This is a genomic window from Waterburya sp. (genome assembly GCF_058530065.1).
The window spans coordinates 1-12,892 of sequence record NZ_JBZNBU010000028.1 but is presented as its reverse complement, the minus strand read 5'-3'; the positions used below and the strand labels follow the sequence as shown (position 1 = coordinate 12,892).

The following is a 12,892-nucleotide window of genomic DNA, read 5'->3' as shown; positions in this document are numbered from 1 at the left end:
TGCACTTAATATTATTGAGATTTTGTTTCTCGCAAAGGCGTTTACCCCGAGCCAAACGGGGCAAGCCCAGATCGGTGCGCTGGGCAAAGGCGCAAAAGAAGAATTTTTTATTTAGTGCATTGTTATAGAGAATTGGTATTAGTTAGCGTAGCAAAGTCGCTAACTAATAGCTAGAGGGCAAATTTTCCATTTTTGGCAGGAGAAATATTTGTACAATTCTCAAAAATCTTAAATGGTACTTTCTCAATCTAAGAAAATGGTTCAAAAATTTGCCGAAATAAAAATAAATCAATCAATTAATTTCTTAATTTCGAAAAAAGAATTGTTAATAGCTTTGGATGGAACGGAATATTTCTTCAGACTTAAAAATATTACCAAATGAACTGATATCATAATTCATACCCGTTTCATCAAAAATAATATTCTTCCAAACTTCTATGAATTGGCTAGAAAATTCTTTATCTGGATGTTCGTAGCTAATTATAATAGTTCCCATATCATTTAGCCAATTGTTACTCGCGCAAAAAATATAACAAAGTAATACTTCTAGTTGCCATGAATAAAGTTAAAGCTAACCAAAGGAGATTATTTGCTTGTTGATGCCAAGCTAAAATTGCTAGGGGTATAAAACCAATTGAGGTAGCGATTATAGTAGATTGACGGAGAATTTTACCTGCGGTTAAACCTAAGAAATAGCCATCAAGCATATAAGCGATCGCGCCAAAACCTAAAACGGGAAATAGCCACCAAAGATAGTTTTTTAGGGTTTCGATTACTGATGCGTGGTTGGTGAGTAAACCGAATAATTGTTGGGGAAATAAATTAAAAGTAGTTGCAAAAGATAGCCCTGCAATTAAGCTAACGCTACCTGCTAATTTTAAAAGATAATTTAATTGTTTTTTGTCCCCTTTTCCCTGAAGATTTCCCGCAATACTTTCGGTGGCAAAGGCAATACCATCGATAAAATATGCCGCCAGGGTAACTACTTGTAATAATAAAGTGTTGCTAGCTAAAGTATTTGTCCCCATAATTCCGCTAAGGTTAGTAAAAGCAGCAAAGGTAGAAACTAATGCAAGAGTACGAATTAATATATCTAGATTGAGGGCAAAAATCCCTCTTAAAGCCGTAGGATTGTATAGTTGAGCAAAATGCGATCGCAAGGTACTTAAAGGAAGTTGACGCAAGATAAAAATCAAACCCAAAGATAGAGTTATATACTGACTTATTGCCGTTGCAGCCCCAGCACCATAACTATTTTGATTCCAACGGACAATGAGTAAATAATCTAAGACAATATTCGCCCCTTTACTGACTATTGAAAGCAGTAAAACTTTATTGGCTTCTTCTTTACCTAAAAACCAGCCGAAAATGACAAAATTAATTAAGGTAGCAGGCGCGCCCCAAATCAAACCGCGATAGTAATCTCGACCAGCAGCAATGACTCCTGAGTCTCCTTGTAGCAGGGCAAAACCAATATTGGCGATCGCCTGTTGTAATAAGAGAATAATTAAACCGACACCCAAAGCGATCGCAATATTCCGCAATAAAATCAGAATAATATCTGCTTGAGATTCTCGTCCTCTGGCTTGGGCGGTTAAACCAGTTGTTCCCATACGGAGAAAGCCAAAAGTCCAATAAATATAATTAAATAAGACAGTTGCGATCGCAACTCCAGCCAAATAGTTAATATCTTTTAAATGACCCAAAAAAGCTATGTCGATCGAGCTTGCCAATGGCACCATCAAATTAGACAAGATATTAATTCCCGCCAAACGCCAAAAGCGATTCTGAAGGCTAAACTTTTTGCGACTCATTAGACTTTTGACGCTCCGCCGTACTATAAGGACGGGGATTCCTGGTTCAGCGACTCGTCGTAACCCAGCAGGATTTCTCCAACAGAGCTAGAGGACGGGTCTCCCCAGGCGTTAGTTAGGGTGCGCCCCACCCTACTTAGTCCCAAATGCAGTACGTTAACTGCTGCGTTGGTATCTCGGTCGGCAACATAGCCACATTTACATACATGGGTTCGAGTAGACAAACTCTTTTTTACCTTGTTGCCACAAGCAGAGCATTTAACTGAGGTATAGTGCGGGGGTACAGCAACTACAATCTTGCCGTATTTGTCTCCAAAATACTCCAACCATTGCCTGAACTTTGACCAGGCAACATCACTTATGGACTTAGCAAGACGACGATTTTTAACTAAGCCTTTCACATTCAAATCTTCACAGACGATCAAATCGTTAGATTGAATTAAACGGAGTGCCACTCTCTTGGCAAACTCTTCTCGCTGTCTGCTTACTTTCAGATGCTTCTTGGCGTATCTTCGTCTTGCTTTGTGATAGTTGTTAGACTGCTTTTTTGAGGGGCTGTGGGCTGAATTTACTTCAGCCCCTTGTAAGCCCCGTCCTCGGACGAACTTCTGGGATTTTTGACGATTTGCCCGATTTAATTGTCGTTCCGATTTTCGATAGAACCGAGGATTTTTAACTATTTCACCTCTGCTGTCTGCATAGAAATACTTCAAGCCTACATCAATCCCTACTGCCTTTTGGGATGGAACAATCGCTTTGACTGTATCTCTAGGATCGAGCTTGATGGAGAATTGAATGTAATATCCATCTGCTCTCCGAACTATGCGGACTCTTTTAATTTGTTCTGGCTGATAGAAGTATATGTCTCTAGAGCCAATTAACTTTAAAGTGCCGATATTTTTCTGGTCGGTAAAAGCTATTCGCTTTCGACAATCTGATAGCTTCCAGCCCGATACTTTATACTCCACAGACCTTGTGTTGTGCTTAAAACGTGGATAGCCTTTCTTTCCTGGCTTATGGTTACGACAATTCGCGAAAAATCGATTAACTGCACGTAGCACTCTTTCTACTGCTGTTTGGCAAGCATGAGAGTTCAGCTCTTTAGCAAAAGGATATTCGGCTCTTAGCTGTGTGTTGTACCTAAACAGTTCAGTTTTACCTACGCCGCGATTATCCATCCAGAATCGAAGCACTTTATTGCGAATAAACTGAGTAGTTCTAATTGCTTCTTCTATGGCTTGGATCTGTGCTTTGGCAGGTTTAACTTTATATTCAAGAACAAACATTTGATACTAGTACTTGCGGTATCAAAAAAATGATAACATAAAAAGCCGTGCTAAAAGCACAGGGCTTGTATCCCCCAAATTATCGGTCACCCAAAGCAACAATCATCCCTGAGAATCTAGTCAAGAGTCAAGAGTTAGTAGAGGCGTTGCGCGCAACGCCTCTACTAACGAACGATAACTTTCTGATGGGGATTGAGAATTTTTTTCTCGCCATAACTTAAAAGGCGATCGACAGTATCGAGGCGATTTTACCAAACCTTTGCTTGATATGGTTCTATACTTTTAGTTTTTTTCATCCACCGTGGAAATTGTCGGCGTAAGGAATTGAGGGTAATTTGAGTCGAGAAAAAATTCTTTTTAGAAGGTTCATCTACTAGCTTTTGTAAATTTTCTGCCAAACGGTCTGCTTGTATGCCCCATTCTTGAAGAGTTGCATCGGTTAATCCCGATTTTTTTTGTGCTAAGAAAAAATTCCATTCCTGTTGCAAACTTTGATACCTAAGTAGGCTCACTTGAAATGGCTCTCGATGGGGTAAAGGCTGTTTGGTTTCGGCGGTAATATCTCCTTGAGTATTGTTAAAAATATCGATAAATGCGGGATTTAAGTTTTCGGCGGCAAACAAGGCATAACCCTCTGTAGATAATCCCCGCAATAACTGCATTTGATCTAAAGCTGCCACTTCTGAAATATCTAAAAGTCTAATACCTGGCAACAATAAAGCTTTACCTCGGTCTAATTCAGCTAAGAGAGGATCTGCCAAACTCTGTAATTCGTCAGTATTTTTAGCATAGGTCATGGGTACTAAAAGATCGATCCATTCCTTTTCAACCCAAGTTTCCCAATGCTGCTGAATCTTAGCTAAACGCTCTTGTTTCTCCATAGGAAAGACGGCAGTAGAAAGAATTAAATCGGGGCGCAGTTGATGTAAATTAGCAGCAGTATTAGCGACAAAGTTATCTATTTGTTCGCTCCGAAACTCCGTCCACTCCGACCATAAGGGATGTTCTGGATAAAGATGTATGGGATCGAATCCTGTTTGCTTGCTAAATAGGTTTCTGGAGGCTACACCATAACCGTAGGTTATTTTTCCCGTGGGACTCTGAAAAGGATAGCGAATATAGTCTAGATGGATGCCATCAACATCATAATTGGTAGCAATTTCGGTAACTAGAGATGTTAGATATTCTCGAACTTCAGGATGGGCAGGATCGAAGAAAATTTTTCCTGAAGTATAGTGAAAGCGACTCCCTTCCCCATCAGTCATTCCCCAGTCGGGATGTCTAGATAATACAGGACCTGGATAGTTGCGAGGCAGATCTAAAATAATATTATGACGCTGGTTGACTGCGGCAAAAGTCCACATCCAGGCGTGTAATTCCATACCGCGATCGCGGGCTAGTTCGATGGCTGCTTGTAAAGGATCCCAACCTTTAACTAAAGGATTTTGTTGGGGTGCTACTCGACTGGGATAGATCGTGTAACCAGAATTGATTGTTTCAAAGAACACGGTATTGATTCCCGCCTTTGCCATGCGATCGAAAATTGGCACGAGATCTGCTTTGGACTTGGCTTGGACAATAGTTCCTCGATCTAGCCACATTCCCCGTACTTCTGACTGACCGAGGGGACGATCTGTTGGGTAGTTATCCCACAAGGCTTGTTTAGCTGAAAACCATTCTTTGATTGCCATATTGTAATAACGTCGATCAATCAGACTTTGAAATCGGAGCGATCCTTGTTTGGCTCGATGCAAAGCCAGCCGTCCGTCGCGATATTTGGATTTACGAATTAGTTGGATCTTTTGCTTGTTGCTTACATTCGATTGACCTAATATTTCTTGGATAACTTCAAGAGTAGAAATATTGATTTTGCTGTCCCGTGCTTCTGCTGTTAAAAGTGTGGTTTCAAAGCGTTCGATCGCACTTTGAAGTTCTTGAGTCATGAGGCGTATTTTATCGGCAGAAATTACCATTTTTAATGGTCGCTTGGGTTCAGAATTTGAGGGTGAATCTGCCGATTTCTTCGATTGAATTAAAGAATCTTCGGTATTTTTATTATTGTTTAATAAGGGTTGTTCTGCTACTGCTGGTAACGTAAAACAAGTAATAGGTAATAAAGGAAGAGTTAGATTAATTAGTTTATTTGCGATTAATTTAACTATAATACCTACCTGTAACGAGAAGTATTGTAAATGCTTTCTATTTCCGATCACAGAAAATACCTCTATAGATTATTTTAAAAATTAATAACAAATAAACTTTTGATTTGCTATAAAATTACTCGATTGGCAAATACTTATTATAATCTTGGTTAGAAGTAACTTGTATCAGTAATCTTGACGAGCGATCGGCAATCTAAAAAATCTTTGGTCAATTATTACGAAAAAATAACTATAATTTTGGCTGACGATAAATTTCGGACAAGATGTAATTATTAACGCTCTATCTGTTGCTGTATATTTTTAGGCAGGCGAGCAAAAAAATCATATCCAGTTCTTTCTTCTACTTGATCGACAGATACTATATAATTGCGCCAATTTGTATTGGCAACGGTTTTAGAATTAGGAATCCAGACTGCAATTGTCTCTGTATTATCAAGGGTTATTTCATCTTTTATAAGATCCGAAATTAAAACAACCTTCCAATTATATTTTTGAACCACAATTTTATTGTTAGCAATTTCTCGGTCTAATTGACTACCTCCTGCCACAATATAGAGTTCTTTACCCTGATCAACCAAATCCCGACAATACTCTTCAAATTCTCGCCAAACTTCCCGATTATTAGCAGGAGCTTGAGGAATAATGTTACTCATAATAAAAGTAGCACTATTATCCTCTTGACGACGAGTACGATCGCCACTGGGTACTAAATGTCCGCGATCGTAACCACTATTGCGATAGTCTCTAGGTTTGGCAGCATAACATTGATCGGGCAAATCTGTATCGACTCGAAAATCATTAGAACGATCTACTTTTCCCAACCAACTGCGATCTAGCTGCCAACTCGCCCAGTTGGATATTCCTGCATTGCAGTTATAAGATAAGGCATAGCTCGGACGTTCGATCAAATAGTTATTGCGTCTAGTACCTGCTTGGCTGGGATTGCCATATTTTAAGTGTACATTTTGAGAAACTTTAGTACAGCCTGTTAATAACACGATCGCCATTAAGACAATGGCTAACTGTCTGGGCGCAATTACTGCGCTTTTCACATGGGTAGACCACATAATTAAACTTTAAAAACTAAGAACTAAAAACTAAAAACTAAAAACTACGAACTAGCAAATTTTCCAAGAGAGCTATTCAACTGAAAAAGGCTGTAAATTCATTGTTTTGGTCGATCAAGCTATTTATGATTAAAGCTAACATTAGTGACTCCTTGACGGAGTTGTTGTTGTCTTCTCAACCAAGAAGCCCGAATACCAGGGCTAATGATGGGGGCAAAGATACTCGCACTCCAACGTAAAAAGCCATAATTATGTAGTAGTTCTGCTTGAGCCATTTCTTGTGCCTGTAGCTGTTGAACGCGAATAATTTCTGGTTCTCTTTCTCTTTGAATTAGGGGTAAAACGGCATCGAGACGATCGCAATTGGTTTTTGATTGATTTAGTAAGGGAATTAGATGATTGGCAGTTACGATCGCATCGCGAAACGCCATGTTAATCCCTTGGGCGCGAATCGGCGACATGGGATGAACTGCGTCTCCTAGTAATAATAGCCCTGGTACAGACCAGCGATCGCAACGCCCGACGACTACCGATAGTAACATGGGTTTGGTGAGGCTGGCTTGGTGGGTTTGCAGGTGTTGTGCCAGCCAGGGAGGGGCTGTAGCGGTTAATTTTTCGAGCCAATCTACTTCTTGCCAATTGTAGGTATCATCTGGGTGTAAGCCCCAACCTAGATGGAATTGACCCGAAGAACCGCGAAATAAGCCAAAAGCATCTTTGCCTTTGACAATGGAATAAAAAACATTTTTACGCGAGCGCAATTTGCCCGAGTCTAGTTTAAACCAAAGAAGATCGATACTATGGTGCGACTGAATTAAATTAATTCCTGCCTTGTTTCTCATCGTAGAATTACGTCCGTCAGCAGCAATGACCAAATCTGCGGTAATTTGACGATTGCCCGCTAATTTAACTCCGCTAATTCTTCCTTCATGTCGCAGTAGATCTTTAACGGCTTCTCCTGGAATAAATTCAAAGTTAGGATGATTTTTAGCGCGATCGATAATAGCATTGAGTAAATGGGGTTGAGAAACTGTCATGCAAGGCATTCCCCCTCTTTCTATCGGTTCGTCAACCCGAAAAAGCGATCGATTATTTAATAAAACCGACCAAGCGTCGATCGCTTGATGGGGTAGATCCCAAACAAGTTCTAACAAATCCATTTGTTCTAGGGCTGCCAAACCACTAGGCATCAAGCCTTCACCGCGAAATAACCGTTGGAAATGGCGGGATGCTTCAACTAATTTGACCTGAATACCCTGTTTTACTAATAGCAATGCTAAGGTAGCACCAGTTGGACCAGCCCCGACGATCGCCACCTGTGTTTGATTATCTACCATTTATAATTTTTCAATGTTTAAAATAGGATGCGACAAAATTATTCTCAAATCAAAATAAAGCTTTCTTCCCCTTAATTGATGACACGCCCTATATATTTTAAATATTAAGCTGAGATAGTAATGCAGAAACTACAGTATTGGGTATTAGGTATCTTCTGTGCCGTAAGCTTCTGGTTTGGTTCGATCGCCACTGTACGGGCGGATAGTTCGTTACCACAGTCTAGTGTCAAACATATTCTAGAACGCTTGAGTTTTGGCTCGACAGCAGCACAATTAACAGAAGTAAAGCAGCGAGGTATTGAGGCTTATCTTCAAGAGCAGTTAGAACCGCAAACTGTGACAGAATCCAAGATTTTACAGGAATATTTACAGGAATTTGCCGATTTAAACCACAAACCCTTGGAATGGCAACGCCAGCACCGAGTTATCGGACAAAAACGAAAAAAACACTCTAATTTATTTTCTCCGCCAGCCAAAAAGCTCAAAAAGCAGCAAGATCGATTAAGAAAGACAGCCAAAGATTTAGCAACAGAAATTCATTTAGTCAGAGCAATATATTCTTCTCGTCAGTTACAAGAAGTAATGGTTGATTTTTGGTATAACCATTTTAATGTTTTTGCCAGTAAGGGTAAAACTCCCTTCTGGATCGACAATTATGAAAATCGAATTCGCCGTCATGCTTTGGGGAATTTTCGAGATTTATTAGAAGCTACTGCCAGTCATCCTGCAATGCTGATTTATCTAGACAATCAGTATAATAGCGATCCTAATAGTCCTAACGCCAAAGGAAAATATCAGGGACTAAATGAAAATTATGCCCGCGAATTGATGGAACTTCATACTTTAGGCGTTAATGGAGGCTATTCTCAAGAGGACATTATTACCCTGGCAAGAATTTTTACTGGTTGGACTGTTGCTTATAATGGCAAACAAGGAAATGAAATCGGCTTTTTCTTTAATAGCAAGCGTCACGATCCCAAAGAAAAAGTATTTCTCGGTCATAAAATTACTGCCCAAGGAATTGAAGAAGGACGACAAGCTTTGGATATTTTGGCGAATCATCCCGCAACGGCACATTTTATTAGTTACAAATTGGCGCAATACTTTGTGGCAGATATACCCCCCGAAACTTTGGTAAATCAGCTGGCAGCTAAGTTTTTGGAGAGCCAAGGGGATATTAAAGTAGTAATGAATGCTTTGATCCATAGTCCAGAATTCTATCAACCTCAAGCAGACTGGAAAAAATTCAAAACCCCTTATCAATATCTAGTTTCATTAGTTCGCCTGGCAGAAATAGAACAACCCGACTTTTTGCGTCTCCAAGGAATGTTAAGCCAACTATCCATGCCTGTATTTCTCTGCGTGCCTCCCACTGGATATAAGAATACTCAAGAAGCCTGGCTCAACCCTCAAGCTATGTTGCAGCGTATTACTTTTGCTAAAGCGATCGCCGATCGAAGATTAAATCCCGAGTCTAAAATTGAATATCAAAAAATCGTTCGCAATCTGGGAGAACTTTCTCCTCGCACCAAAAAAGCGATCGCTAGTGCGCCCAAATTACGTTCTGCACTGGTTTTAAGCAGCCCTGAAGCGATGTATCGCTAAGTACGGGCGAACGGCTGTTCGCCCGTACAGTTGTTAATTGTTAGTTGTTAGTTGTTAGTTGGTAGGGGGCGGTTCGCCCTAAAGGATTAGCTTCGCGTCCGAACCGCCCGTACAGTTGTTAGTTGTTAATTGTGATATGAAAAGAAGAAATTTTTTGACGGCAATAAGTTACGCTACTGCGGGAATGCTAATTCCTGTGGGTTTGAATAGTTGCGTGGCTCAAACAAATGCTAGAACTAGCAATCCTAAACGTCTGGTAGTTATTTTTTTGCGGGGTGCGATCGATGGCTTGAATATAATTGTTCCCCATCAAGAAGCAGAATATTACCAAGCTAGACCTACTATTGCTTTGCCCTATCCTCAAGAAAAAGATGGTGCGATCGACTTAGATGGCTTTTTTGGCTTACACCCCAAACTGCAAGATTTACTCCCATTATGGAAACAAAAAGAACTGGCTTTTATTCATGCTAGTGGATCGACAGTTACAGAGCGATCGCATTTTCAAGCTCAAGACTATCTAGAAAGCGGTACTCCTGGAGTAAAAACTACTGAAGATGGCTGGATGAATCGTCTTTTAGGGGAATTACCCCAAGAAAAGGTGACTCAAGCTCTCAATATTGGGGTTACTACACCTCTGATTCTCAAAGGCAAAATGAGAATAGCCAACTTAAAACCAGGAAAAAGTTCGACTCGACCAATTTCTACTGATAATCCTCATACCAATCAAGCTTTTCATAATTTATATGGGGGTACGGACGAACTGAGTGAAGCTTATCAAGCAGGAATTAAAACCAGAGAAGTAGTTCTGGCGGAACTAAAGCGAGAAATGATCTCAGCTTCTAATGGTGCTAAAAATGTTAGTGCTTTTGTAGATGATGCAGCAGAAGTGGCGCAACTGATGGTAGGTAGTACTAGAACTCAACTAGCGTTTATGGATATAGGTGGATGGGACAGTCATACCAATCAAAAAGCGACGCACAATCGGTTGCTGCCCGACTTAGCTAAAGGTTTGACAACTTTAGTCAAAGGGTTAGAACCAATTTTCGCCGATACTACGATTTTAGTCATGTCAGAATTTGGACGTACTGTTAGAGAAAATGGTAATGGCGGGACAGATCACGGACATGGGAATGTGATGTGGCTTTTAGGAGGTTCGATACGTGGAGGAAGGATTTATGGTGAATGGCTAGGATTGAAAAAATCGGTGCTACATCAACAAAGAGATTTACCCGTCACTACAGATTTTAGAGCGCCTATTTCTACAATTTTACGACACCATTTAGATATTTCCAATGCTAGTCTGACCCGTGTTTTTCCCGAATATGATTTTCAAGATCGAATTGATTTTCTTGCTTAAATCCCACTAAAATTACTTGATGCTTTTGAAGCGATAAAAAAGACTTTCATCTTTAAAAGGATGGTCGTCGGAAACATGATGAAAAATGCCTTTGTCTAACATTTTTTGACCTAGTTTAATTGCTTCAGAACGAGATATTTTAACATGGTTAGCTAGCCAATCTACTGCTTCATTACCCAAAAAACAACGCTGATATAACTTAAGTTTATAACGGCGAGTTTTGATTGCCAAGTCTTTACTAGAACGCATTTGATTGGCTAGTTCTTTAATATTAATACGATTATTATCTGATTTAGATTGGTTAATATTTTCTGTAGGAGATGAAGATTCTTGAGTCAGCTTTAAAATATCTTCTTTTCTATATTTTTTATTCTCCATCCAAATACCAACACTACTTTTATCTTTGACTAGTAAGGTAGCAATTTGGGAACGTTCTTCATGGTCTAAAAAATCTTCGCGACATTCTTTGATGGCTATTTCTAATTCTTCTTTAGCAAATGCTTTAGCTCTGGTGAAAATTTTACCATGATAGATAATGCCAGAGATTGGTTTTTGATTATCTCTTAATTTACAATGTTTTACTTCAGTGCTATCTAAGAAAAGCATTGATATTTTCTCCTAGTATTCTGCTATCGTTTAATGATACAAGGCTGGGTCGATCTAATTCGCGAATTATCGATTGTTTTATTGTCACAGAACATAATTAGTATTAACGCTTAACAGCAACAATTTTAGTATATTCAAAATTATTTAAACTGTGTTTAACTAAAGGATAATTTTGCTGTTTCAAATCTAGCCAATCTAGTTGACAATCTGTTTTTGGGGAATAATAAGTTAACACATATTCATAATCTATTCGAGATTCTATTTCTGTCCGTACTTCTCCTCGCCATTGAGTTTTAGTGACAAAAATAATTAATTGATTTGCCAGTTCGGGAATTGCTTGAGCTACTTGGCGGCGATAAATTTGGTCTAAACTGCCAAAAGGAGAATCCATTACAATCGGAAAAGTACTGCTGTCATATCCTACTAAAGTATTTCGCTGACTCCATTGTCGTACGCGATCGATAATTCCGCCAATAAAAGATAGGCTTAATATCTGATTTTCACCTGTAGATGCTGCTACTGGTACTTCAACCCCTCCCAGATTCTGCACTAAGGTTAATTCGTAATCGCGACTGAGCTTGGGGATATAGGGAGTAAAAGAGATAAAACTAAAGATTTCTCGAACTTTTTGCTCTAACGCCAAGCGAAATTGTTTTTCTAAACGAGTTCTAACTGTATTCAGTCTAGTAATAGATTCCTCTGTTAAATCGATACGCTGACGAGCAATTTTTTGTTTGTCTTCTGTTAGTTTATGTCGTTCTATTTGTTTGAGTAGTTTATTTAACTTTTCTACTAAATCGTTTTGTTGTTGTTGATTAATTCCTCGTTCTAAGATTAAGGTTTTAAGATTGTTTTCTATAGTTTCAATTTTTTGTTGTATTTCTTGGATGTTTCGATTGGGATAATTTTTTAGTTGTTGGTTGACTTTTTCTATTTCTCGTTCTAAACGGTTTAGTTCTAAATAATGATGGTTGATTTTTGCTTGCTGTCGGTCTAGTTCTTGCCAAAAGGTTTGAGTTTGAGATGGAATTTCTGCCACCCTGTTTTCTAGGCGAATTGCTGCTGATTCAATATTTTTCAGTTCTACTTTAGTCAGCCAGGATTTGACATTATTATAGGCTTCGCTATCGGGAATTAAATTTGTACCACAAAGGCAACTTTGTTGTTCTAATAATTGTTGAATAAATTCTTGTTTGACTCCGCTAGATAATTGACCGCGATCGCGCAACTTTTGGAGAATTGCTGTAAAGTTTTCTTGGGAATTTGTGAGAAAAACATTATGGCTGGATTGGGATAAGATTTTTTTTAGTTCTAGCTTGCTTTGTAATAAATCTTTTTTAAGTTTTGTTTGACTATCTACTAATTTAGTTTTAAGTTGTTGAATTTTGTCTGCACCACTTACAGCTAATAAATCTTGGGCTAATTTATTTTTTTGTCGTTCTAATGTTTTGACTCGTTCGATGTTTGTTTGGTGATTGGCAAGTAAATCTTCTCGTTCCTTTTCTAGTTGAATTTGTTGTTTTAATAACTCTTTAGTACGAGCATCTCCTAATTCTTGTAATTCTTCCTGAAGACTTCTTTTGGCTTTTTTTAAATGCTCGATCGCCCGATCTAAAATCTTTACTCCCAACAAAGCTTTGGTATCTTCTGCCAGGGTG

Annotated in this window: 9 protein-coding genes; 2 read left to right on the top strand and 7 right to left on the bottom strand. The window is 38.9% G+C overall.

The features are described 5' to 3' along the window. Nucleotides 1–512: 512 nt before the first annotated feature. From gntT to AC33VI_RS01980, 5 genes are all read right to left on the bottom strand, one after another. Nucleotides 513–1,814, bottom strand: coding sequence for a guanitoxin biosynthesis MATE family efflux transporter GntT (gene gntT / locus AC33VI_RS02000; RefSeq protein ID WP_491780599.1), 1,302 nt, complete (start codon nucleotides 1,812–1,814; stop codon nucleotides 513–515). Nucleotides 1,815–1,837: 23 nt separating this feature from the next. Next, on the bottom strand, nucleotides 1,838–3,100 hold the full coding sequence (locus AC33VI_RS01995; protein WP_491780598.1) for an RNA-guided endonuclease InsQ/TnpB family protein: 1,263 nt from the start codon (nucleotides 3,098–3,100) through the stop codon (nucleotides 1,838–1,840). Between the two features lie 248 nt (nucleotides 3,101–3,348). Next, complete coding sequence (locus AC33VI_RS01990) at nucleotides 3,349–5,313, bottom strand: glycoside hydrolase family 10-like protein (protein WP_491780597.1); 1,965 nt, start codon at nucleotides 5,311–5,313, stop codon at nucleotides 3,349–3,351. A 221-nt stretch (nucleotides 5,314–5,534) separates the two neighbouring features. Then, on the bottom strand, nucleotides 5,535–6,329 hold the full coding sequence (locus AC33VI_RS01985) for a DNA/RNA non-specific endonuclease (protein WP_491780596.1): 795 nt from the start codon (nucleotides 6,327–6,329) through the stop codon (nucleotides 5,535–5,537). A 119-nt stretch (nucleotides 6,330–6,448) separates the two neighbouring features. Beyond that, a complete protein-coding gene (locus AC33VI_RS01980; RefSeq protein WP_491780595.1) occupies nucleotides 6,449–7,666 on the bottom strand; it encodes an FAD-dependent monooxygenase in 1,218 nt (405 codons plus the stop codon). Between the two features lie 120 nt (nucleotides 7,667–7,786). Here AC33VI_RS01980 and AC33VI_RS01975 point away from each other — a divergent pair, with 120 nt between their 5' ends. After that, entirely contained in the window at nucleotides 7,787–9,271 is a 1,485-nt protein-coding gene (locus tag AC33VI_RS01975; RefSeq protein ID WP_491780594.1) for a DUF1800 domain-containing protein, read from the top strand. Nucleotides 9,272–9,407: 136 nt separating this feature from the next. Continuing rightward, the gene (locus AC33VI_RS01970) at nucleotides 9,408–10,628 is read left to right on the top strand and encodes a DUF1501 domain-containing protein (RefSeq protein ID WP_491780593.1); all 1,221 of its coding nucleotides are present in this window, start codon (nucleotides 9,408–9,410) and stop codon (nucleotides 10,626–10,628) included. 12 nt (nucleotides 10,629–10,640) lie between these two features. Here the strand turns inward: AC33VI_RS01970 and AC33VI_RS01965 are convergent, their stop codons facing one another. Both AC33VI_RS01965 and AC33VI_RS01960 read right to left on the bottom strand, forming a co-directional pair. Beyond that, nucleotides 10,641–11,234 (bottom strand): DEP domain-containing protein, encoded by a 594-nt coding sequence (locus AC33VI_RS01965; RefSeq protein ID WP_491780592.1) that lies wholly within the window; start codon nucleotides 11,232–11,234, stop codon nucleotides 10,641–10,643. Nucleotides 11,235–11,337: 103 nt separating this feature from the next. After that, nucleotides 11,338–12,892 (bottom strand): AAA family ATPase (locus tag AC33VI_RS01960; protein ID WP_491780591.1); only part of this gene is annotated, 1,555 nt, incomplete at its 5' end.